Annotated in this window: 17 protein-coding genes, 1 tRNA gene and 1 pseudogene; 8 read left to right on the forward strand and 11 right to left on the reverse strand. The window is 64.9% G+C overall.

All coding sequences use genetic code 11. From position 1 onward, the window contains the following. The first annotated feature begins 142 nt into the window (after window positions 1-142). The gene (locus tag HUX88_RS27215; RefSeq protein ID WP_176363776.1) at window positions 143-1,624 is read left to right on the forward strand and encodes an FAD-dependent monooxygenase; all 1,482 of its coding nucleotides are present in this window, start codon (window positions 143-145) and stop codon (window positions 1,622-1,624) included. 9 nt (window positions 1,625-1,633) lie between these two features. Here the strand turns inward: HUX88_RS27215 and HUX88_RS27220 are convergent, their stop codons facing one another. After that, entirely contained in the window at window positions 1,634-2,998 is a 1,365-nt protein-coding gene (locus HUX88_RS27220; RefSeq protein ID WP_229219573.1) for a diguanylate cyclase, read from the reverse strand. 313 nt (window positions 2,999-3,311) lie between these two features. On the opposite strand from HUX88_RS27220, the gene HUX88_RS27225 reads away from it, so the two are divergent. After that, window positions 3,312-4,319 carry an SDR family oxidoreductase gene (locus HUX88_RS27225; protein WP_176363778.1) on the forward strand — a complete coding sequence of 336 codons (1,008 nt, stop codon included), beginning with the start codon at window positions 3,312-3,314 and terminating at the stop codon, window positions 4,317-4,319. A 3-nt stretch (window positions 4,320-4,322) separates the two neighbouring features. Then, entirely contained in the window at window positions 4,323-5,159 is an 837-nt protein-coding gene (locus HUX88_RS27230) for a Ku protein (protein ID WP_176363779.1), read from the forward strand. On the opposite strand, the gene HUX88_RS27235 is transcribed toward HUX88_RS27230, so the two are convergent. After that, on the reverse strand, window positions 5,156-5,845 hold the full coding sequence (locus tag HUX88_RS27235) for a PEP-CTERM sorting domain-containing protein (protein ID WP_176363780.1): 690 nt from the start codon (window positions 5,843-5,845) through the stop codon (window positions 5,156-5,158). The genes HUX88_RS27230 and HUX88_RS27235 overlap by 4 nt on opposite strands. A 96-nt stretch (window positions 5,846-5,941) precedes the next feature. Then, window positions 5,942-8,455 carry a DNA ligase D gene (gene ligD, locus HUX88_RS27240; RefSeq protein ID WP_176363781.1) on the reverse strand — a complete coding sequence of 838 codons (2,514 nt, stop codon included), beginning with the start codon at window positions 8,453-8,455 and terminating at the stop codon, window positions 5,942-5,944. 176 nt (window positions 8,456-8,631) lie between these two features. Here ligD and HUX88_RS27245 point away from each other — a divergent pair, with 176 nt between their 5' ends. Next, entirely contained in the window at window positions 8,632-8,976 is a 345-nt protein-coding gene (locus HUX88_RS27245) for a hypothetical protein (protein WP_176363782.1), read from the forward strand. A gap of 101 nt (window positions 8,977-9,077) precedes the next feature. Here HUX88_RS27245 and HUX88_RS27250 read toward each other — a convergent pair whose 3' ends face one another. From HUX88_RS27250 to HUX88_RS27270, 5 genes and pseudogenes are all read right to left on the reverse strand, one after another. Further along, on the reverse strand, window positions 9,078-10,571 hold the full coding sequence (locus HUX88_RS27250) for an efflux transporter outer membrane subunit (protein ID WP_117010549.1): 1,494 nt from the start codon (window positions 10,569-10,571) through the stop codon (window positions 9,078-9,080). Between the two features lie 13 nt (window positions 10,572-10,584). After that, entirely contained in the window at window positions 10,585-13,773 is a 3,189-nt protein-coding gene (locus HUX88_RS27255) for an efflux RND transporter permease subunit (protein WP_117010071.1), read from the reverse strand. A 6-nt stretch (window positions 13,774-13,779) separates the two neighbouring features. After that, window positions 13,780-15,026: pseudogene (locus tag HUX88_RS27260) on the reverse strand (efflux RND transporter periplasmic adaptor subunit). A 144-nt stretch (window positions 15,027-15,170) separates the two neighbouring features. Next, window positions 15,171-16,037: an alpha/beta hydrolase gene (locus HUX88_RS27265; RefSeq protein WP_176363783.1), complete on the reverse strand. Its 867-nt coding sequence runs from the start codon at window positions 16,035-16,037 to the stop codon at window positions 15,171-15,173. Continuing rightward, a complete protein-coding gene (locus HUX88_RS27270; protein WP_117010069.1) occupies window positions 16,034-16,246 on the reverse strand; it encodes a hypothetical protein in 213 nt (70 codons plus the stop codon). Before HUX88_RS27270 ends, HUX88_RS27265 begins: the two co-directional genes overlap by 4 nt. A gap of 125 nt (window positions 16,247-16,371) precedes the next feature. Between HUX88_RS27270 and HUX88_RS27275 the strand changes: the two genes are divergently transcribed. Genes HUX88_RS27275 through HUX88_RS27285 form a run of 3 tightly spaced genes read left to right on the forward strand, consistent with a single transcriptional unit; the run spans window position 16,372 to window position 18,704 of the window. Continuing rightward, window positions 16,372-17,328 (forward strand): LysR family transcriptional regulator, encoded by a 957-nt coding sequence (locus tag HUX88_RS27275; RefSeq protein ID WP_117010068.1) that lies wholly within the window; start codon window positions 16,372-16,374, stop codon window positions 17,326-17,328. Between the two features lie 5 nt (window positions 17,329-17,333). After that, window positions 17,334-18,305 (forward strand): D-2-hydroxyacid dehydrogenase, encoded by a 972-nt coding sequence (locus HUX88_RS27280; RefSeq protein WP_176363784.1) that lies wholly within the window; start codon window positions 17,334-17,336, stop codon window positions 18,303-18,305. Window positions 18,306-18,326: 21 nt separating this feature from the next. Next, on the forward strand, window positions 18,327-18,704 hold the full coding sequence (locus tag HUX88_RS27285; protein ID WP_176363785.1) for a DUF3592 domain-containing protein: 378 nt from the start codon (window positions 18,327-18,329) through the stop codon (window positions 18,702-18,704). Here HUX88_RS27285 and HUX88_RS27290 read toward each other — a convergent pair. Both HUX88_RS27290 and HUX88_RS27295 read right to left on the reverse strand, forming a co-directional pair. Continuing rightward, on the reverse strand, window positions 18,701-19,600 hold the full coding sequence (locus HUX88_RS27290) for a class I SAM-dependent methyltransferase (RefSeq protein ID WP_176363786.1): 900 nt from the start codon (window positions 19,598-19,600) through the stop codon (window positions 18,701-18,703). The genes HUX88_RS27285 and HUX88_RS27290 overlap by 4 nt on opposite strands. After that, on the reverse strand, window positions 19,597-20,745 hold the full coding sequence (locus HUX88_RS27295; protein WP_176363787.1) for an alpha-hydroxy acid oxidase: 1,149 nt from the start codon (window positions 20,743-20,745) through the stop codon (window positions 19,597-19,599). The genes HUX88_RS27290 and HUX88_RS27295 overlap by 4 nt, the downstream gene beginning before the upstream one ends. Window positions 20,746-20,828: 83 nt before the next feature. On the opposite strand from HUX88_RS27295, the gene HUX88_RS27300 reads away from it, so the two are divergent. Next, window positions 20,829-21,029 (forward strand): entry exclusion lipoprotein TrbK, encoded by a 201-nt coding sequence (locus HUX88_RS27300; protein WP_117010064.1) that lies wholly within the window; start codon window positions 20,829-20,831, stop codon window positions 21,027-21,029. A 49-nt stretch (window positions 21,030-21,078) separates the two neighbouring features. Here HUX88_RS27300 and HUX88_RS27305 read toward each other — a convergent pair. Beyond that, window positions 21,079-21,155: transfer RNA gene (locus HUX88_RS27305), tRNA-Arg, on the reverse strand. Window positions 21,156-21,279 lie beyond the last annotated feature (124 nt).

The raw sequence follows: 21,279 nt of genomic DNA on the forward strand, positions 1-21,279 counted from the left end.
GAGGTTGCCCTCCCCCCATCGCTCGCTTTCCTGAGCTTATCCGCTGGACACAATGCCGCCGCAAGGGCGGCATGCTGCTTTGTGCCCGCGTCTTCCTTTTTTTGCTGTACATTTTCGGCGCCTGTGCGCTGAAGGAGTTCCCATGATTTATGACGTCGTCATCGCCGGCGCCGGGCCGGTCGGCCTGTTTCTCGCTTGCGAATTGCGCCTCGCCGGCATTTCGGTGCTGGTGCTGGAGCGGGCCGAAGACCCGCGCTCTCCCCTCAAGCGCCTGCCATTCGGCATGCGCGGATTGTCCGTGCCGTCGGTCGAAGCGTTTTACCGGCGCGGCCTGCTGAACGACATCGCGCCGCCCGCTTCGCCGCAGCAGCGCCACCAGGCCGGCCATTTCGCTGGCATCCCGCTGGACCATGCCAACATCGACACCTCGCAATGGCCGTACCGCCTGCCCAATCCCGCCGACGCCAACGCGGCAGCCGACATGGAGCACATCGAGACGACGCTGGCCGCCCGCGCCGTCGTGATGGGCGCGGAGATCCGGCGCGGCGTCGACGTCGAAAGCTTCGAGCAGTCCGCCGATGAAGTGGCCATACGCGCCGGCGGCCAAACGATCCGCGCGCGCTGGCTCGTCGCTTGCGACGGTGGGCGCAGCACGGTGCGCAAAGCCGGCCGCTTCGCGTTCGCCGGCACCGACCCGGAGTTCACCGGCTATTCCGTCCAGGTGGAATTGGCCGATCCTGAAAAGCTGCGCATCGGCCGCCACTACACGCCGACCGGCATGTATTTCCAGTCCCGGCCCGGCACGATAGCGATGGTCGAATTCGACGGCGGCGCTTTCCACCGCACGCAGCCGGTCACGCTGGAGCTGGTGCAGGCGGTGCTGCGCCGCGTCTCGTGCACCGATGTCACGCTGACGTCCCTCAAGCTGGCGACCACCTGGACCGACCGCGCCTTCCAGGCGGCCAACTACCGCGACGGGCGGGTGCTGCTGGCCGGCGACGCCGCGCATATCCACTCGCCGCTGGGCGGACAAGGCCTCAACCTCGGCCTGGGCGACGCGATGAACCTGGGCTGGAAGCTGGCCGCCACCATACACGGCACCGCGCCGGCCGGCCTGCTGGACAGCTACTCGAACGAACGGCATCCGGTCGGCGCGCAGGTGCTGGACTGGTCGCGCGCCCAGGTCGCGCTGATGCGTCCCAGCCCGCACGCGCGCGCGCTCGAAGCCATTGTCCGGGACCTGGTCGGCACGCGCGACGGCGCGACCTACTTCGCCGGCAGGGTTTGGGGTGTCGCGCTTCGCTACGATGTGGGAGACGGCCATCCGCTGGCAGGCCGCAGCGCTCCCGACTTCGAACTGGCCGACGGAACGACATTGGGCGGGCGGCTAGGCGCGGGGCGCGGCCTGCTGCTGGACTTCGACGCGCGCAAGCCGTGGCAGGCATGGGCAAGCCGCTGGGACGGCCGTTTCGAGTATGTCGCCAGCGGCGCCACGGATACGCTGGACCTGAGCGCGGTGCTGGTGCGTCCCGACGGTTGCGTGGCCTGGGCCGGCGAGGCATCGCCTGACGAGGAGGCGCTGGCCGCCGCCGCGGCGCGCTGGTTCGGCGAACCGCGGCGGTAGAGACTATCCTTACCCGGCCAGCTCGATGCAGTTGCGGCCCATGCGCTTGGCGCGGTGCAGCGTGGCGTCGAGCCGGTCGAGGACCGTGGCGCCGCCCTCGTCCGCTTCCACCTGGGCCACGGCCAGGCTGACCACCACCTCGGTGGTGCGCGGCAGGTCCGCTTCGGCGATCGCCGCGCGCAGCTTTTCCGCCAGCCGCACGGCATCGGCCGCCGTGGTGTGGGTGGCGATCAACAGGAACTCGTCGCCGCGCATGTGCGCCAGCAGGTCCGAGGTGCGCAGCCGCGCCTTGACGATGTCCGCCACCGCGCGCAGCGTCGGGTCGCCGACCGGAGAACCGTATAAATCGTTTTCGGACTGGAAGCTGGCGACGTCGAACGACAGCACCGCCAGCGGCAGCCCGTAACGGCGGGCGCGGCGGATCTCGTTGTCCAGCATGTCCTCGCCGGCGCGGCGGTTGGCGGCGCCGGTGACGCTGTCGACGGTGCTGATCAGTGAAATCTGGCCGGTCAGCTCCTCGTTCCGGTGCTTCAACTCGCTCATGCCCAGGCCGAAGCTGACGAACTGCGCCAGGCTGGCGAAGCACGCGAACTGCTCGCGCGAGAAGGTGATGTGGCGGTCGAACATCAGGCAGATCGCGCCCAGCTCAGGGCTGCCCGGCTCGGTGCGCAGCGGCAGCGCCAGCACCATACGCACGCAGCGGTCGTGCAGCATCATCGCCAGTTCGGGGTCGCCGGCTTTTTCCGGCGCGTCCAGCAGCACCATCTCGCCGCGCGCCACCGCCAGCAGCGGCGGGAACACCTCGCGCAGCGGCGATTGCAGCAGGCGGTCGCGCCGTTGCAGCAGGCGCGCCAGGTCCAGGTGGTTGCGCGACTCCTGCGCCACCAGTTGCAGGTCGCCCCGCTCCTTCATGTGCAGCACGGCGGTATGGCGCACGCCGGGGAAATTGCATAGCGCCAGGCAGATCTGCGCCGACATCGATTCGACGGTGTCGATGCCGCTCAGCGCGCGCTGCAGGCTGCGCTGCACGCCCAACAGGTCGCGCAGCTCCTTTTCCTTGTCCAGCAAGGCTTGCTGCAGGGCGGCGGCGGCATCGGCCGGCACCGCCAGCGCCTGTTGCACGGCCTGTTGCAGCTCGTCGCTCAGGACCGGACAGATGCGGTAGTCGAACTGGCCGTAGGTCATCAGCTCCGGCAACCAGGCGCTGTGCTCGTACGAACAGAGCACCAGCACCGGCGCGCCCGCGCGGCCCCGTATCAGCGCGCCGACGCCCGCCAGTTCGCTCAGCTGCCCATAGCCGTTCAGGTCCAGCACCAGCAAATCCACGTGGCGCTTGCCCAGCGCAGCGGCCGCGGCTTCGACGTGCTCCGTCATCGTCAGCTGGGAGAACAGCTCTCCGCAGCAGGCCTGAAACTCCGAGCGCCGCTCGCCAGTGGCGTTAAAAAATACGCCTATGCTATTGGTCCGGTCCGACATTATGTTACTCCCAGGCACTCTTTTGATGTTAAAAATATATCCCCGGCACTAGTGTGCCATAAAGTTCATAAAAAGCAATATTTTTTGCAATAGAGACTAGATAATTTCCTTGAGCAACTTCTTTTGCGCGGCCGATATGCCGCATGTGTGAACGAGCGCACCGTCCCGGCGCGCGGCGGCGTCAATACTGTCCCCTCGGAGGGAAAATACCATGGCAGACATTAAAAACCAACCGGATTCCGGCGCCGGCAGCATGCAGCGCGAAATCCAGCAGCGCCAGGACCAATCCGACGCGCGCAGCAAGCAGGAGCCGCGCTCCAGCCAGCTCGGCGAGCGCCAGGGCCCGGTGCAGACCACGCAGCACGACTACCCCGGCACACCGCTGCCGGCCCAGCATCTGGAAAAGCCGGGACTGGAGGCGGACATGCAGCTGAAGCCGGAGTTCCTGGCGCCGGCCTACTGCGGCAGCGGCAAGCTCGATGGCATGGTGGCCATCGTCACCGGTGGCGATTCCGGCATCGGCCGCGCGGTGGCGGTGCTGTACGCGCGCGAGGGCGCGGACGTGGCCATCGTCTACCTGAACGAGGAGAGCGAGGACGCCAACGACACCAAGCGCTACGTCGAAGCCGAAGGCCAGAGCTGCCTGCTGCTGCCCGGCGACGTGCGCGACCCGGCGTTCTGCCGCGCCGCCGCCGAGCAGGTGCACGAGCGCTTCGGCCGGCTGGACATCCTGGTCAACAACGCCGCCTTCCAGGAGCACGCGGAGTCGCTCGCCGACCTGACCGCGGAACGCTTCGACCTGACCATGAAGACCAACGTCTATGGCTACTTCCACATGGCCAAGGCCGTGCTGCCCTACCTGAAGCGGGGCGCGGCCATCATCAATACCGGCTCGGTCACGGGCTTGAAGGGTTCGAAGCACCTGCTGGACTATTCGACCACCAAGGGCGCGATCCATGCGTTCACGATGTCGCTGGCATCGAACCTGCTGGAGCATGGCATACGGGTCAACGCCATCGCGCCCGGCCCGGTGTGGACGCCGCTCAACCCGGCCGACGCGCCGCCCGACAAGGTGGCGCAGTTCGGCGCCAGCACCGACATGCAGCGGCCCGCGCAACCGCAGGAGCTGTCGCCGGCCTATGTGTTCCTGGCGGCGCCCTGCTGCTCCAGCTACATCACCGGCATCGTGCTGCCCATCACCGGCAGCGTCGGGGAGTGAGCCATGGCGGCGCGGGCGTTGTGGAAGGGCGCGATCAGCTTCGGCCTGGTGCACATCCCGGTGGAGATGTATTCTGCCGTGCAGGAGCACGAGCTGGATCTGACGATGCTGGACCGGCGCGACTTTTCGCCGGTCGGCTACAAGCGCTACAACAAAAACACCGGCAAGGAGGTCACCTGGGACGATATCGTCAAGGGCTACGAGTACCAGGACAACGAGTACGTGGTGCTGTCCGACGAAGACCTGAAGCGCGCCAACGTCGAGGCCACGCAGACCATCGACATCCTGGCCTTCGTCGATGCGGCCGACGTGCCGCTGACCTACTTCGAGCAGCCCTACTACCTGGCGCCATCGCGCGGCGGCGCCAAGGTGTACGCGCTGCTGCGCGAGACGCTGCGCAAGGCCGGCAAGATCGGCATCGCCACGGTGGTGATCCGCACCAAGCAGCACTTGTGCGCGCTGGTCTGCGACGACGACAAGATCGTGCTGAACACGCTGCGCTATGCGAACGAGATCCGCAGCGCGGAAGAATTGAAGCTGCCGCCCGCCACGCTGAAGGCGGCCGGCATCAGCGACAAGGAACTGCAGATGGCGCTGTCGCTGGTGGAAGGCATGAGCGAGCCGTGGAAGCCGGAGCAGTATCACGACACCTACAAGGACGACGTGCTGGCGCTGGTGAAGAAGAAGGTGAAGGCCGGCCAGACCAAGACCATCACCGCCGCCGAGCCGGAAAGCAACGCGGCCAAGTCGTCGAACGTGGTGGACCTGGTGGCGCTGCTGCAGGACAGCCTGGGCAAGCGGCCGGCCCCGAAGCGCCGGCGCACCAAGGCGGCCGCTTAGCGGCGGCGCCCTTTCCAGCCGATTGCAGCCAGGCCGGCCAGCAGCATGGCGTAGGTTTCCGGCTCGGGAACCGGCGTCGGCACCTCCGTGAACGTCACCGACGTCAGCGCGCCGTTCGCGCCCATCATCGCGTGGGTCGCGTTGGAGGAATACGTGTAGTAGAAAGTCGACCGGTTAAAACTGGCGAAGTCCAATTGCCCCGGCATGGTCGCGGCGTTCAGGGCCTGGCCGGATTTATCGAAAAAGCTCACCGCCATCATCTCCGACGCGTAGGCGTTGGCCGAGACGTTGGCGATGCCGAAGCTGTCCGCTCCGCCCAGCGCGGCGGCGTTGTTGGCGACCTGCACATTGGTGCTGCTGTAGTTGGCGTCGCTCAAGGCGATGTTGTTGCCGCCGATGCTGGCGCCCAGCGTGTTCAGGGCCGCAGGCGCTGAATACATGACGCTGCCGCCCTTGTTGCTGAACATGGCGGTCTCGGTGTCATAGCTGAAGTGGCCGCTGATGATATCCCCGACCGAAACCGTGCTGCCCGACAGACTGCTGGAAGCGACTGGGCCGCCGTCGAACGTCATTGGCGAAAACTCGACCATCTCCTGGATTTTTGCAGTGAAATCAAATTGGTAGACGGTAGCCTGGGCCGAACCGAACAGGCTCAAACCGGCTAACAACATTGGCAGTTTTTTCATCTGGAAGATCCTGGAATATATGTCGATCCGTCATTAAAACATCAACAACAACTGTTGTCAATATTAAATAATATTTCCTTCACGGAAATCGCAAAATCAGGTGCTTCCAGGTTTGAACCCCATGACGCGCATCGCCGCCGCCAGCCCCTTGGCGGACTTCGCATAGTCGTCCCAGGGGGCGTTGCCGACATCGAGCCGCGTGTGGACATTGGCGACTGTCCACTGGTCGGCGCCGTGCAGGCCGTCCAGCTCATCCCACGCCACCGGCACCGAAATACCGAGGCCGGGACGACTGCGCGCCGACCACGCCGCGACCGTGGTGGCGCCCCGCCCATTGCGCAAATAGTCGATGAAGATCTTGCCCACCCGGTTGCGCGGCCCGCTCTTCAACACGAAGCGTTCCGGCACATGCTCCGCCATGTGGGCGACGATGGCTTGCGAGAAGTCCTTGACGTCGTCCCAACCGAAGCCCGGCTTGACCGGCACCACCACATGCAAGCCCTTGCCGCCGCTGGTTTTCAGGAAGGCCGGCAGGCCCAGTTGATCGAGGAAGGCATGCATCAGCTGGGCCGCCTCCTGCATCTGCGTCCAGCCGACGCCCTTGCCGGGGTCGAGGTCGAACACCATGCGGTTGGGCTTCTCGTAGCTGGAGGCGTTGGCGTTTTGCGTGTGCAGCTCCACCACGTTCCACTGCGCGGCCGACAACAGGCCTTGTTCGCTGGAGATCTCGAGCATCGGCGGGTGATCGGGATCGAGCGCGGGATCGAGCTGTTTGACGCCGGGCAGCTTGTTGGTCTCGGCGTGCTTCTGGAAGAACAGTTCGCCGCCGACGCCCGCCGGCGCGCGCACCAGCGAAACGGGACGCCCCTTCAGATGCGGCAGTATCAATGCGCCGACCAGCGCGTAGTAGCGCACCAGCGTGATCTTGGTGGCGCCGCTCTGTTGATCGATCACGCGGTCCGGATTGGTGACCTTGAGTGAGGCGGGCAGCTTGCCCTGCACTGTGCTTGCTTGCTGCATGTCGGTTTCCTCCTTCAGGTGGGCCGGCACTTCGCGCACGATGGCGTCGGCTTTTTTATCCTTGCGCAGGCCTTTGAAGACGGCGTGGCGGATCGAGCGCGAATGCGTCCATTCGCCGAAGCTGACCTCCGCCACCAGCTTGGGCTTGAGCCAGTGGGCCTTCTTGTCGATCTCGCGGCTGGGGGCGAACGGGCTCTTGTCCGCCGCCAGCTTGTCCATTTTAGCTTTGATGTCCCGCAGCGTGGCGGCGTTGAAGCCGCTGCCGACGTTGCCGGCGTAATGCAGCTTGCCGTCCTTGTCGTAAGTCCCCAGCAGCAGCGAGCCGAAGCCGCTGCGCGAGCCTTGCGGATCGGTGTAGCCGCCGATGACGAATTCCTGCCGCTGGCCGCATTTGAGCTTGATCCAGCTGCCGCTGCGGCGCGCGGTGTAGATGCTGTCGCGCCGCTTGCCGATGATGCCTTCTAGGCCCATGCTGCACGCGGCGGCGATCATCTCCTGCGGCCCTGCGTCCAGCGCGGAACTGAGGCGAACGGTGTCCGACGGCTTTTTGTCGAGCAGCGCTTGCAGGATCGCGCGGCGCTGCTCCAATGGCGTGTGGCGCAGGTCGTGGCCATCGTGGAACGGAATATCGAACAGGAAGTAGACGATATCGGCGGGATTGTTTTCGTCGAAGGCGTTTTGCAGCAGGCCGAAGTCCGGGCGGCCGTTCTCGTCGTGGACGACGATCTCGCCGTCGTACCAGCCGTTGGGCAGCTTCATTTTGGCGATGGCCGCGTGCAGCTGCGGCAAGCGGTGGGTCCAGTCGTTGCCGTTGCGCGTGATCAGGCGTATGTCCTTGCCATCGACGCGCGTGAGCAGGCGATAGCCGTCGAATTTGATTTCGAACAGCCAGTCTTCGGGCGACGATGGCGGACCATCGACCAGCGTCGCCAGTTGCGGCGACAGCGTCTCCGGCAGGCCGGCGGCGGGCGCGTCCGACAGCGCGGCTTTCGGCGCGGGGGCCGCATGCGCCGGGCCGCGCACGCGATGGCCTTGGCCGGCCGCAGGCAGCGCTTTGACGGAGTCCGGCATTTCGTCCACCACGCTGAACTCGGCCGCAGGCCGCGCGTAGTCGTCCTTCTCTTTGATCAACAGCCATGGCTCCTGCTTCTCGCCCTTGTCCTTCATACGCACCAGTGCCCAGCGGCCGCGCATCTTGTGGCCCGCCAGCTCGAACTTCAGATTCCCCTCCGCCAGCGCCTTGCGCGGATCGCCCAAGGGCGTCCACACGCCGCGATCCCAGATGATCACCTTGCCCGCGCCGTACTGTTTGGGCGGTATCGTGCCTTCGAAATCGTTGTACGAAATCGGATGATCCTCCACATGCACGGCCATGCGCTTGTCGTGCGTATCGTAGCTGGGGCCTTTAGGTACGGCCCAACTGACCATCACGCCATCGAGCTCCAGCCGGAAATCGTAGTGCAGCCGGCTGGCCCAGTGTTTTTGAATGACGAAGGCGCGCGCCTCACCGCCCTCCTCGCCACCTTCGGCCGGTTCGGGCGTGATCGCGAAATTGCGCTTGGACTTGTAGGTTTTCAGCGAGTCTCCCATGCAGCCAGATTATGCCGCCGCCGGCGCCGCCTCTGTGCGCTGACGAACATGTAAGCAATCTGGAGAGCTTGTAAGCGAATGTAAAGCCCGTCAACGACTACGCTCCGGGCGGCGTTTTTCGCTCAGTGACACGGGAATTGTCCCGGCTCTAAATCAACCTGAATGAGGATTTCATCATGAACAAACTTATCGCTACCCTGATCGCCGGCCTGTTCGCTACCGCAGCTTTTGCACAGACCCCAGCAACCGCTCCAGCCGCTCCTGCCGCCGTGAAGGCGGAAGCCAAGGAAGCCAAGACCGATGCCAAAGCCACCGCCAAGGAAACCAAGACCGCCGTGAAAGCCGAAGCGAAAACCGCCAAGGTCGAAGCCGACGCCAAGAAAGACGTCGCAGTTGCCAAGGCCGATGAAAAAGCCGAAAAGGCCGACGCTCACGCCAAGGCTCACAAAACCAAAGCCAAGGCCCACGCCAAGGCCGAGAAAGCCGAAGCAGCCGCACCGGCACCAGTCGTAACGAAGTAATCGTGTCATTCGCGGCGGCCCCCAGCCCGCCGCAGACGTAAAAAAACCCCGCCAGCCTGAACGCGTTCAGTGCTGGCGGGGTTTTTCGTTAGCTGTTCAGCTTATCGCTGTGCGACCTTCTCCGGCGCGTTGGCGCCATCCCAGCCCCCGCCCAGCGCACGGATCAACGCCACGGTGGTCACCGCGCGATTGCCGCGCAGTTGAACCGCGTTGCGTTCCACGGTCGCCAGGTTGCGCTGCGCGTCCAGCAGATCGAGGTAGCTCGAACGGCCGGCCGTGTACAGCTTCTGCGCCAGGTCGGCCGAACGGCGCGCCGACACCACCGCGTCTTCGATCTGCGCGGTCTGGCCAGCCAGGATGCGCAGGCCGGCCAGGTTGTCTTCCACTTCCGCGAAAGCCACCAGCACGCTCTGGCGATACGTTCCGACCGATTCCTCAAGCGCCGCTTCGCTGCGCGTGATATTGGCCTTGTTGCGGCCACCGTCGATCAAAGGCATCGACATCAGCGCACCCAGCACCCACGAACGGCTGCTCCACTTGAACACCTCGGCAACGGTATTGCCCGAGGCGCCGCCGGCGTTGGCGTTCAACACCAGCGACGGGAACATCGCCGACTTGGCCACGCCGATGCGGGCGTTGGACGCCTCCATCGTGCGCTGCGCCGCAGCGATGTCTGGACGGCGCTCCAGCAACGACGACGGCAGGCCGGCCGGAATCACCGGCAGCAGCGAGGTGTCGAGCAGCGGGCTGGCGCCGGCAGTGTAGCTGGCCGCCGGTTTGCCCAGCAGGACCGCCAGTGCATGCTCGGTCGTCACACGCTGGCGTTGCAGGCCGATGGCTTCGGCGCGCGAGGTCGCCAGTTCAGTCTTGGCGCGCGACAGGTCGAATTCGCCGATGTCGCCCAGGTCGAAACGACGCTGGTTGACCTTGACGTTTTCCTCGCGGGTCTGCACCGTGCGGTTCAGCGTTTCCAGCTCGGCGTCGGTGGCACGCAGACGGAAGTAGGTCTGCGCCACATCGGCCTGCACCGACAGCAGCACCGAACGGTAGGTCGCTTCCACGGAAGCGGCGTCGTTGCGGGCGGCGCTGACGTTCGACGATACGCGGCCGAACAAATCAACCTCGTAACTAGCCGTCAGGTTGGCGGTGAACGCGTTGCCCGGAGCGACCGGCGTACCGGCCGGCAGGCCAAGCGCCAGGTCCGACTGGCGCTGACGCTGCGCGCCGACGTTGACGCCGACCTGCGGAATGCGGTCCGCTTCGGCGATGCCGGCGATGGCGCGGGCCTGCTTGACGCGGGCCGCGGCCACTGCCAGGTTGGCGTTGGCGCGGGTGGCCTCGGCGATCAGCTCATTGAGAGCTGGATCGTTGAAGGCCAGCCACCACTCGCCGCGCGGCTGCGCTTCGGCGGCTTGCGCCTGTTTCCAGGTGCTGCCGTCGGCGGCGACCTTGACGGCCGCCGGCAGCTGCGATTCCTTGAACGCGACCGGCACGTCCATCGCGGGCTGCTTGAATTCCGGCGCGGCGCATGCGGTCATCAGCAAGGCCGCCAATACAGGCGCCACACCTTTGGCGATCATATGCAGCTTGTTCATCGAGGTGCTCATATTAATGGCTTCCTTCCAGTTTCACCGCGGCGGCGTCGCCGGCCACGGCAGGTTTTTTCTTCTCCAGGCGCACGGCCAGCTTACGCAGCAGGACGTAGAACACCGGCGTCAGGAACAGGCCGAAGAAGGTCACGCCCAGCATGCCGGCAAACACCGCCACACCCATCGCATGACGCATCTCCGCACCCGCACCGTGCGAGAACACCAGCGGCAGCACGCCCATGATGAATGCGATCGACGTCATCAGGATCGGACGCAGACGCTGACGGCAAGCTTCCAGCGCCGCTTCGACGATGGTGCGGCCATGGTGTTCCAGTTCGCGTGCAAACTCCACGATCAGAATCGCGTTCTTCGACGCCAGGCCAACCAGCACGAACAAGGCAATCTGCGTAAAGACGTTGTTGTCGCCGTGGGTGAGCTTCACGCCGACCAGCGCGCAGAAGATCGACATCGGCACGATCAGGATCACCGCCAGCGGCAGGGTCCAGCTTTCGTATTGAGCGGCCAGCACCAGGAACACCAGCAGTACGCACAGCGGGAACACATACATCATCGTGTTACCGGACAGGATGTCCTGATAAACCAGCTCGGTCCATTCGTAGCCGATACCCTTCGGCAGGACTTCGTTGACGATCTTGGTCATCTCGGCCTGCGCTTCGCCAGTCGACACGCCAGGTGCGGCGCCGCCATTGATTTCAGCAGCGACGTAGGCGTTGTAGCGCTGTACGCGATCCGGGCCATAGCTGTCCTTGACGCGCATCAGCGACGACAGCGGAATCATCTCGCCCTTGTTGTTGCGGACTTTCAGCTGCGCGATGTCTTCGGCGTGCGAACGGAACTGCTTGTCCGCCTGCACACGCACCTGGTAGGTGCGGCCAAACTGGTTGAAGTCGTTCACATACAGCGAGCCCAGATTGATCTGCAAGGTCTGGTAGATCGTCTGCAGCGGCACGCCCAATTGCTTGGCCTTCGAGCGGTCGATGTCGGCGAACAGCTGCGGCACGTTGATCTGGTAGCTCGAGAAGACGCCGGCCAGTTTCGGATTCTGCCATGCCTTCATCTGCACCGCCTGCACCGCCTTGTACAACGCGTCGTAACCCAGGTTGTCGCGGTCTTCGATCATCATCTTGAAGCCGCCCGTGGTACCCAGGCCGCTCACCGGTGGCGGCGACAGCACCAGCACGAAGGCGCCTTCGATCGCACCCATGCGCTTGTTGATCTCGCCGGCGATCGCCTCGGCCGATTCGCTGGCCTTGGTGCGCTCTTCGAACGGCTTCAGGCCGACGAACACGATACCTGCGTTAGGCGCGTTGGTGAAGCCGTTGATCGACAGGCCAGGGAAGGAAATCGAGTTGTCCACGCCAGGGATGTCCTTGGCGATGTCCGACATCTTGCGGATGACGGCGTCGGTACGGTCCAGCGAAGCGGCGTCCGGCAGCTGCGCGAAGCCGATCAGGTAACCCTTGTCCTGCGGCGGCACGAAGCCGGGAGGCACCACCTTGAACATGAAGCCTGCGGCGACGGCCAGCACGGCGTACACGATCAGCGAGCCGCCCTTGCGTTTCAACGCGCCTTTGACACCGCCTTCGTAGTTGTGCGAAGCACGGCCGAAGAAGCGGTTGAACCAGTTGAAGAAGCCACCGAACACCTTGTCCATGACGCGGGTCAGCGCGTCCTTCGGTGCGTCGTGCGAACGCAGCAGCGATGCGGCCAGGGCCGGCGCCAGCGTCAGCGAGCTGAATGCCGAGATCACGGTCGAAATGGCGATGGTCAGCGCGAACTGCTTGTAGAACTGGCCGGACAGGCCCGACACGAACGCGATCGGCACGAACACGGCGCACAGCACCAGCGCGATGGCGATAATCGGACCACTCACCTCTTTCATCGCCTGGATGGTCGCGTCATGCGGCGACAGGCCGTTGGAGATATTACGCTCGACGTTTTCCACCACCACGATGGCGTCATCGACCACGATACCGATGGCCAGCACAAGGCCGAACAGCGACAGCGTGTTGATCGAGAAGCCGAAACCCAGCATCACGGCGAAGGTACCGACCACCGACACCGGCACGGCCAGCAGCGGGATCAGCGAGGCACGCCAGGTTTGCAGGAAGATGATCACCACCAGCGCCACCAGGATGACGGCTTCGATCAGGGTGTGGATCACGGCGTCGATCGACTGACGCACGAATTGGGTCGGGTCATATACAACGCTGTACGTGACGCCTTCCGGGAAATCTTTCGACAGACGCGCCATGGTCGCGCGGACGTCGGTCGACAGTTGCAGCGCATTGGCGTTCGGCGCTTCGAAAATAGGGATCGCCACCGCCGACTTGTTGTTCAGCAGGGACCGGAGCGCGTACGAGTTCGAACCCATTTCAAGACGGGCCACGTCCTTCAGCAGCGTCACCGCGCCGTCGGCGTTGGTCTTGAGGATGATGTTGCCGAATTCCTCGGGGCTCTTCAAGCGACCCTGCGTGTTGACGGTCAGCTGGAAGTCCGCGCCCTGGCTTGGGCCCTGGCCGATCACACCGGCGGCCACCTGCACGTTCTGCTCGCGCACCGCGTCGACGACGTCGCCGGCGGTCAGGCCGCGCTGCGCCACCTTCTGCGGATCGAGCCAGACGCGCATCGCGTAGTCGCCCGAACCGAACAGCTGCACCTCACCCATGCCGGGCAGGCGGGCCAGTTGGTCCTTGATGTTCAGCACCGCGTAGTTACGCAGATACAGGTCGTCGTAACGGCCGTTCGGCGATTGCAGGTGGACCACCATCGTCAGGTTGGGCGACGACTTCACGGTGGTCACGCCGATCTGGCGCACCTCTTCCGGCAGACGCGGAAGCGCACGCTGGACGCGGTTCTGCACCTGCGTTTCGGCCTGCTCGACGTTGGTGCCGATCTTGAAGGTGACGGTCAGCGCCAGCGCGCCGTCCGAGGTGTTTTGCGAGGACATGTACAGCATGTTCTCGACGCCGTTGATCTGTTCCTCAAGCGGCGCGGCCACGGTTTCGGCGATGATCTTCGGATTCGCGCCCGGATACTGCGCGCGCACGACGATCGACGGCGGCACCACGTCCGGGTACTCCGAGATCGGCAGCTTGAAGATCGCTATCAAGCCGGCGACGAAGATGATGATCGACAGTACCGCCGCAAAAATCGGCTTGTCGACAAAAAATCGAGAGATGTTCATATTGTTTTATTCCTTGGAAGTGCCGGTCTTGGCTGCGACCGCCGCTACTTTTTCATCTTTTTTAACTTCGGGTTTGGCCACGTTGGCGGCCAGCGGATCGGAATCCATGGCGACCACGGTCGGCGTGATCGGCGCGCCGGGACGTACCCGCTGCAGGCCGTTGACGACGATCTTCTCGCCAGGCTTCAAGCCGTCGCGCACCACGCGCAGGCCGTCGATCGCAGGTCCCAGGGTCACAGGGCGGTACTCGGCCTTGTTGTCCTTGTCGACCACGAACACGAACTTGCGGTCCTGGTCCGTGCTGACGGCGCGGTCGTTGATCATCAGCGCCGACTTGGCGCCAGTGGAACCGGCCAGCTGCACGCGGGCGAACAGGCCGGGCACCAGCATGCCGTCGGTGTTGGTGAAGGTGGCGCGCATGCGTACCGAGCCGCTGCGCGGGTCGAGCTGGTTGTCGACGAATTCCAGCTTGCCCTCGTGCGGGTAGCCGGTTTCGTTGGCCAGGCCGATCCTGACGGTGGCCGGCTTGCCCTGGTGGGCGGCGGCGCCGACGCGCAGGTAGGTCTCTTCATCGCCGTCGAAGGAGGCGTAGATGCGCTCCAGCGAGACCACCGAGGTCAGCACCGCCGAAGCGTCGACCAGGTTGCCCAGCGTGATTTCGGCCTTCGACACGCGGCCGTTGATCGGCGACGTCACCTGGGTGTAGCTCAGGTTCAGCTTGGCCGCTTCGTACTGGGCTTGCGAGGCGCGGGCATCGGCGTCCAGCTGTTTCAGGCTCGACGCCAGGGCGTCGTATTCGCGCTGGGCGATGGCTTTGTCGGCCAGCAGCTTTTCGGCGCGGACCAGTTCCACCTTGGCCAGTTCGGCCTTGGCGCGGGCCGAGCCGGCCGCCGCTTCGGCGCGGTTGGCTTCGGCCTGGAACGGACGCGGATCGATGACGAACAGGACTTCGCCCTTCTTCACTTCTGCTGCCCGGTTTGGAAGCTGATGGCGGTGATGAAGCCGCCCACGCGCGGACGGATCTGCACTTGCTCGATCGCTTCCAGGCGGCCCGAGAACTCCTGGGTCTCGGTGATGGTTTTCTCGACGACCACTGCGGCCGAAATCGGAGGACCGCCGGCGGCTGCCGGTGCTTCAGCTGTCTTGCCGGTCGCGTCGTCGCAACCGGAGAGGCCGAAAGCGGCCAGTCCCGCCAGCGCCATAGCGGCGGCCAGCGGCCGGGCTACGACGGTGAGTTGTTTAATGGTTTTCATGTTCATTCCTTTTTGTATGAAAATTATTAATAGAAACGGCGGCACCGGTTGCCCTCAACGAATTGCGAGAAAACACGGTACTAGCGCCCCTCCGGCAAGCCAGTGGGGACGTGATTGCAGATACTGCTTAAAGGTTGGGGAATCCTATGAGGCTGGAGGCGTCTCGGACCGTTCCAGGCCAGCGATGAAGCCGGCGATTTCTCCCAGCGCGTAACACCTGCACGCGCATTCGTTGCGCGCCCCTGCTTCATTCAGGGCCGCGGCCGGCATTCGGTTGACGGTGGTCTTGACTCCACAGGCGATCAACTTGGCGCCATATTGTTCCGCTTCGTCGCGCAGCGGATCGTCTTCGGCCGACAGGATCAGTGCCGGCGGCAGGTTCTTCAAACGGCTCGACTGCAGCGGCGAGGCGTACGGATGGGTACGGTCGGCGGCGTTCGGCAGGTAACCGCGGTAGGCCGCCGCGCAGGCGTCGGCCACGTCCAGCAGGTCCGGCGCGTTCTGCATCTCGCGCATCGACCAGGTGCTCAGGCCCGGATCGAGCATGGGCATCACCAGGATCTGGCCGGCCAGCGCCGGGCCGCCACGGTCGCGCGACATCAGCGCGCACACCGCCGCCAGGTTGGCGCCGGCCTCGATGCCGGCCACCACCAGGCGCTTGCCGGTCCAGCCCAGCTTGGCCTTGTGTTTCTTTGCCCAGTTCAGCACGGCGTGGGCATCCTCGACGGCCGCCGGGAACGGCTGCACCGTGGCCAATGTGTAGGCGGTGGCCAGCACGGTGCTCTCCTGGTTGTCGTCGGCCATGTGGCGCAGGAACATGTCGGCATCGTCCAGGTCGCCGCTATTGAAGCCGCCGGCATGGAAGAACACGATCAGCGTGTCGCGCTTGGCGCCGGCCTCGCCGCTGGTGTACTCGCGGGCGGCCAACGGGCCTTCCGCGCCGCGCACTTCCAGGTTGCGGACTTTGATCAGATCCGACAGCTGCGGCAATGGCTCGACGTTTGCGCTCATCGCTGCACCGTATCCGAGGCGCTGGACAGCATGGCGGTGTCGGCGCAGGCGATGGCGGTATCGCCGGCGGCCGCCTGGGTCAGGGCACGAACGCCGTTCGCCTCGGCCTTGGCCGCCTGCGAGTAGGCATCGGTATAGACCACGCTTGCCAGGGCGACCGAAGTCAGCGCCAGGGCGATCGTCGTAACAATTCCATTCCGATATTTCATGTTGAACCCCTTTCCTTCCGTGTACTTTCTTGGTGCAGTACAGCAATCTTAAACTTGATCTACAATCTGATAAATACCGCAATGTCGAATTGATTGTTCAGGATTCCGAACAATGGGATGGGAAGATGAATAAACTGCAAGCAATGGAAGTGTTTGTGCAGGTGGTCGACGCCGGCGGCTTCACGCGCGCGGCCGACAATATGCAGCTGCCCAAGGCCACCGTCTCGACGCTGATCCAGGCGCTGGAGGCGACGCTGTCGGTCAAGCTGCTGCACCGGACCACGCGCCAGGTCAGCGTGACGGCCGACGGCGCCGCCTATTATGAGCGCTGCCTGCGCATTCTGTCCGACGTGCGCGAGGCCGAGGAATCGCTATCGCGCACCCGGCTCAGTCCCAGCGGACGGCTGCGGGTGGACGCGCCCACCGGCCTGGCCAGCGACGTGCTGATCCCCGCCCTGCCCGACTTCTTCACGCGCTACCCGGACATCCAGCTGGAGCTGGGTTGCAGCGACCGCACCATCGACCTGATCGAGGAAGGCGTCGACTGCGCGGTGCGCGGCGGCGTGCTGGGCGACTCCAACCTGATCGCGCGGCGCGTGGGCATCCTGCAGTTCGTCACCTGCGCCACGCCGGATTACCTGGACCGCTACGGCCGGCCCGCGCATCCCGATGAGCTGATGCGGCACCGCTGCGTGAACTATTTTTCCTCGCGCACGGGCAAGCTGTTCGACTGGGACTTTTCGCGCGACGGCCACCGCATCCAGGTCGCGCTGCCCGGCCACATCGCCGTCAACGACACCAACGCCTACACGGCGGCCGGCCTGGCGGGACTGGGCATCGTGCAGATGCCGAACTTTATGATGGAGCCCATGCTCAAGGACGGCCGCTTCGAACAGCTGCTGGCCGACTGGAGCACCGATCCGCTGCCGGTGCACGTGGTCTATCCGCAGAACCGCCACCTGTCGGCCAAGGTGCGGGTGTTTGTCGAATGGGTCGCCGAACTGTTTTCCAACCATCCGGGCATGCGCCTGCCGAAGGTCCCGCCGCCGGCGCGCCCGATTCCCTTTGAGGTCGCACTATGACTGCCATGACTGATATTCACCGCATCGTTTTCCTCGACCGCGACAGCGTCATCGCCACCATCCGCAAGCCGGCGTTCGCACACGAGTGGAGCGAGCATCCGGCCACCAAGGCGGCCGACGCCATGCAGCGTCTGCGCGACGCCCGCGCCACCATCGCCATCACCAACAAGGTGCCCTTGCGCGCGGCCGACCTGGAACAACTGCCGGAGCTGAAGATGATCGCGGTGGCGGCCACCGGCACCGACATCATCGACTTGGCCGCGTGCCGCGAGCGCGGCATCGTCGTCTCCAACATCCGCAACTACGCGGTGCACACGCTGCCCGAGCACACCTTCGCGCTGATGCTGGCGTTGCGCCGGCAACTGGTGGCCTACCGCGCCGACATCGAAGCCGGCTTGTGGCAAAAGTCGGAGCGGTTCTGCCTGTTCGGCCATCCGATCGCGGACCTGGCGGGCAGCCGGCTTGGCCTGCTGGGATATGGCGCGCTGGGAAAATCGGTGGCGCGGATCGCGAAGGCGTTCGGCATGGAGGTGATCGTGCATACGCGCTCGCCGCTACCCGACGCCGCTGGCGACGGCGTGCGCGAAGCGGGCTTCGACGAAGTGCTGGAGACCTCGGACATCATCAGCCTGCACCTGCCGCTGAACGACAAGACGCGCAACATGATCAGCGCGAAGGAGCTGATCCGCATGAAGCGCAGCGCGCTCTTGATCAACACCGCGCGCGGCGGCCTGGTGGACGAGACCGCACTGGCCGACGCCCTGCGCAGCGGCGTGATCGCCGGCGCCGGCTTCGACGTGCTGATGCAGGAACCGCCGCCGGCCGACAACGTGCTGCTCAACCTGCGGCTGCCGAACTTCATCCTGACGCCGCATTCAGCCTGGGCCAGCTCGCAGGCGATGCAGGTGCTGGCCGATCAGCTGATCGACAACATCGAGGCGTGGGTGGCTGGCGCGCCCCGAAATGTGCTGGCTTAACCAGCGCCCGGGGCAAGTCAGGTGAAGCTGCTGCTGGCTGTGATTCTGGTGCCGTTCGCAGGCCTGCTCGTGCTGGTGCTGGCCTACAGGCTGGCCTTCCTGTGCCTGAGCCGGCGCGGTACGGCCATCGTCACTCACACGTCCTTGCATCAACAGGAGGATTCGGAGGGCTATCTCAATCGCCACTACCGGATCTCGATCCGATATGAAGTGGCCGGCCGCAACTACGAGGCCGACGGCTTCCAGGGACTGGTCGATTACGCGGTGGGCAGCGAAGTGTCGATCCGCTACCGCCGCGGCAAGCCGCAGGACGTACACCTCGGATACTGGGGAAACCTGTGGACGCTCGCTGTCGCCACGGCACTCGCCGTTTCCTTCGCGTGGTTCATGCTGAATTAATCGACTCGATTGCGAGTCAGGCTGACTTGCGCGCTCATCAGGCGCGTGCCGCCGCCGAGCCGGAGGCCGTCGTCGCGGCTCGCAAGATAGCGCGCGCGCAGCTGGTCGGCGCCATGGTCGGACACCACGCCGTAACCCATGGCACGCAGCTCGCACGCCAGCACCTCGGGCGCGAAGTAGGAAATCCACGGTTCGCCCTCGGCCTCGTACTTCTGCGCGAAATAGGACATGCCCATGCGCTCCATCGGGTTGAGCAGCTCGGGCACCACGCCGTAGTCGAACACGATGCCGCTGCCCGATGGCAGGCCGGCGACGAAGGCCAGCGTGTCGAACACGGCGTCGGTGCTCAGGTACAGGGTCACGCCCAGCCAGGAGAAGAACACCGGCTGGTCCAGGCGGCAGCCGGCCGCCATCAGGGCGTCGGCCAGGTCGTCGCGTTCGAAATCGACCGGCACGTAGGTCAGCGACTCCGGCGCCGCGATGCCGGCCTGCTCCAGCAGGCCGCGCTTCCAGCGCTGGGTGGCGGGATGATCGACCTCGAACACGCACAGGTCGGGCACGGGATTGCGGTAGGCGTAGGTGTCCAGGCCCGCGCCCAGCAGCACGAACTGGCGCACGCCGTTGTCCAGCGCCCGCGCCAGTTCATCCTCGGCGAAGCGGCTGCGCACGGCCATCGCGGCGCGCAGCACGCGCACCACGCCGCTGTCGAATTTTTGTGGCGCGGCGCGCACCACGGCCTCGTTCTCGGGACCGAGGATGGACAAGGCCAGCGGATCGTCGAACACCGGCGGCTTGTCGATCAGCTGGTGGGCGGCGCGCAGCATGGCCACCGCCAAGGCGCTGCGGCTGGCCACACCCTTCTGCAACAAACCCTTGCCGGTGCTGGGCTGCTTCACGGGTAGCTGCCTGGCAGGAGAATGTTTTTATCGACCTTGGTGACGTCGCGCAAGCCGCAGAAGGCCATGGTCAGATCCAGCTCGTTGCGGATGATGTCCAGGCATTTGCTCACGCCCTGCTCGCCCATCGCGCCCAGTCCATACAGGAACGGGCGGCCGATGTAGACGCCCTTGGCGCCCAGCGCCAGCGCCTTGATCACGTCCTGGCCGGAGCGCACGCCGCCGTCCATGTGCACTTCGATTTGCGTGCCCACCGCGTCGACGATGGCCGGCAGCGCGCCGATCGACGACTGCGCGCCGTCCAGCTGGCGGCCGCCGTGGTTGGAGACGATCAGCGCATCGGCGCCGCTCTCCACCGCCAGCCGCGCGTCCTCCGCGTCCATGATGCCCTTGATGATCAACTTGCCGCCCCAGCGCTGCTTGATCCACTCGACGTCCTTCCACGACAGGCTCAAGTCGAACTGCTGGCTGGTCCACGCCGACAGCGACGACATGTCCGACACCGACGACGCGTGGCCGACGATGTTGCCGAAGCTGCGGCGTTTCGTGCCCAGCATGCCCAGCACCCAGCGCGGCTTGGTGGCCATGTCGACGATGTTGGCGATGGTGAGCTTGGGCGGCGCCGACAGGCCGTTGCGCAAGTCCTTGTGGCGCTGGCCCAGCACCTGCAGGTCCAGCGTCAGCACCAGCGCCGAGCAGCGCGCGGCCTTGGCGCGGTCGATCAGGCGGTTGATGAATTCGCGGTCCTTCATCACATACAGCTGGAACCAGAACGGCTTGCTGGTGTTGGCGGCGATGTCTTCGATCGAGCAGATGCTCATGGTCGACAGCGTGAACGGCACGCCGAATTTTTCCGCTGCCTTGGCGGCGAGGATCTCGCCGTCGGCGTGCTGCATGCCGGTCAGGCCGGTCGGCGCCAATGCCACCGGCATCGCCACTTCCTGGCCGACCATGGCGCTCTTGAGCGTGCGGTTCTCCAGGTTGACCGCCACGCGCTGGCGGAATTTGATGCGCTGGAAGTCCTCGACGTTGGCGCGATAGGTCGATTCGGTCCACGAGCCGGCATCAGCGTAATCGTAGAACATGCGCGGCACGCGCTTCTGGGCCAAGACGCGCAGGTCTTCGACGGTGGTGATGATGGTCATGCACGCTCCTCCGGGATGATGATCGGACAATCATCGCACGAGGCCCGTGTATCATGGAAGCACTATCAAAAAGGGAATGATCTTTGAAATCCAAAACCAACGTCGCCATCACGCTGGCCGCCGCGGCGCTGCTGGGCATCTTCGGCTATCGCAGCCTGACCCGGCAGGTGCAGCCGGTCGCGGTCAGCGCCGCCAACTGCACGCCGGAGCACATCCGCGCCGTCACCGACGCGATGGAACGCTCGATCCTGTCGGCGCAATGCGCCAAGGCCCGCAAGCCATAAAGAAAAAGGGCCTGAAGATTACTCTTCAGGCCCTTCGTCTTACGAATTTTGGTGCGGCTGGCAGGAATCGAACCCACGACCCCTTGGTTCGTAGCCAAGTACTCTATCCAGCTGAGCTACAGCCGCGAAAGACAACATTATAGCAGGGGAAATTCAAATCAAGAAGAGCGGCGACGACTTTTTTTACGGCGCGTTTTTCAGCGGTCCGCACGGGCAAAAGTGATAATTCGTGTAATTTCCCGCCATTTGT

The organism is Duganella sp. BJB1802 (genome assembly GCF_013369445.1).
Classification (GTDB): Bacteria; Pseudomonadota; Gammaproteobacteria; order Burkholderiales; family Burkholderiaceae_D; genus Rugamonas; species Rugamonas vulcania_A.

What these genes read in the sequence shown, in the direction of transcription:
- HUX88_RS27215 (WP_176363776.1), top strand. Translation starts at nt 143, where the DNA reads ATGATTTATGACGTCGTCATCGCCGGCGCCGGGCCGGTCGGCCTGTTT.
- HUX88_RS27220 (WP_229219573.1), bottom strand. Translation starts at nt 2,998, where the DNA reads ATGACGGAGCACGTCGAAGCCGCGGCCGCTGCGCTGGGCAAGCGCCAC.
- HUX88_RS27225 (WP_176363778.1), top strand. Translation starts at nt 3,312, where the DNA reads ATGGCAGACATTAAAAACCAACCGGATTCCGGCGCCGGCAGCATGCAG.
- HUX88_RS27230 (WP_176363779.1), top strand. Translation starts at nt 4,323, where the DNA reads ATGGCGGCGCGGGCGTTGTGGAAGGGCGCGATCAGCTTCGGCCTGGTG.
- HUX88_RS27235 (WP_176363780.1), bottom strand. Translation starts at nt 5,845, where the DNA reads ATGAAAAAACTGCCAATGTTGTTAGCCGGTTTGAGCCTGTTCGGTTCG.
- ligD (WP_176363781.1), bottom strand. Translation starts at nt 8,455, where the DNA reads ATGGGAGACTCGCTGAAAACCTACAAGTCCAAGCGCAATTTCGCGATC.
- HUX88_RS27245 (WP_176363782.1), top strand. Translation starts at nt 8,632, where the DNA reads ATGAACAAACTTATCGCTACCCTGATCGCCGGCCTGTTCGCTACCGCA.
- HUX88_RS27250 (WP_117010549.1), bottom strand. Translation starts at nt 10,571, where the DNA reads ATGAACAAGCTGCATATGATCGCCAAAGGTGTGGCGCCTGTATTGGCG.
- HUX88_RS27255 (WP_117010071.1), bottom strand. Translation starts at nt 13,773, where the DNA reads ATGAACATCTCTCGATTTTTTGTCGACAAGCCGATTTTTGCGGCGGTA.
- HUX88_RS27265 (WP_176363783.1), bottom strand. Translation starts at nt 16,037, where the DNA reads ATGAGCGCAAACGTCGAGCCATTGCCGCAGCTGTCGGATCTGATCAAA.
- HUX88_RS27270 (WP_117010069.1), bottom strand. Translation starts at nt 16,246, where the DNA reads ATGAAATATCGGAATGGAATTGTTACGACGATCGCCCTGGCGCTGACT.
- HUX88_RS27275 (WP_117010068.1), top strand. Translation starts at nt 16,372, where the DNA reads ATGAATAAACTGCAAGCAATGGAAGTGTTTGTGCAGGTGGTCGACGCC.
- HUX88_RS27280 (WP_176363784.1), top strand. Translation starts at nt 17,334, where the DNA reads ATGACTGATATTCACCGCATCGTTTTCCTCGACCGCGACAGCGTCATC.
- HUX88_RS27295 (WP_176363787.1), bottom strand. Translation starts at nt 20,745, where the DNA reads ATGACCATCATCACCACCGTCGAAGACCTGCGCGTCTTGGCCCAGAAG.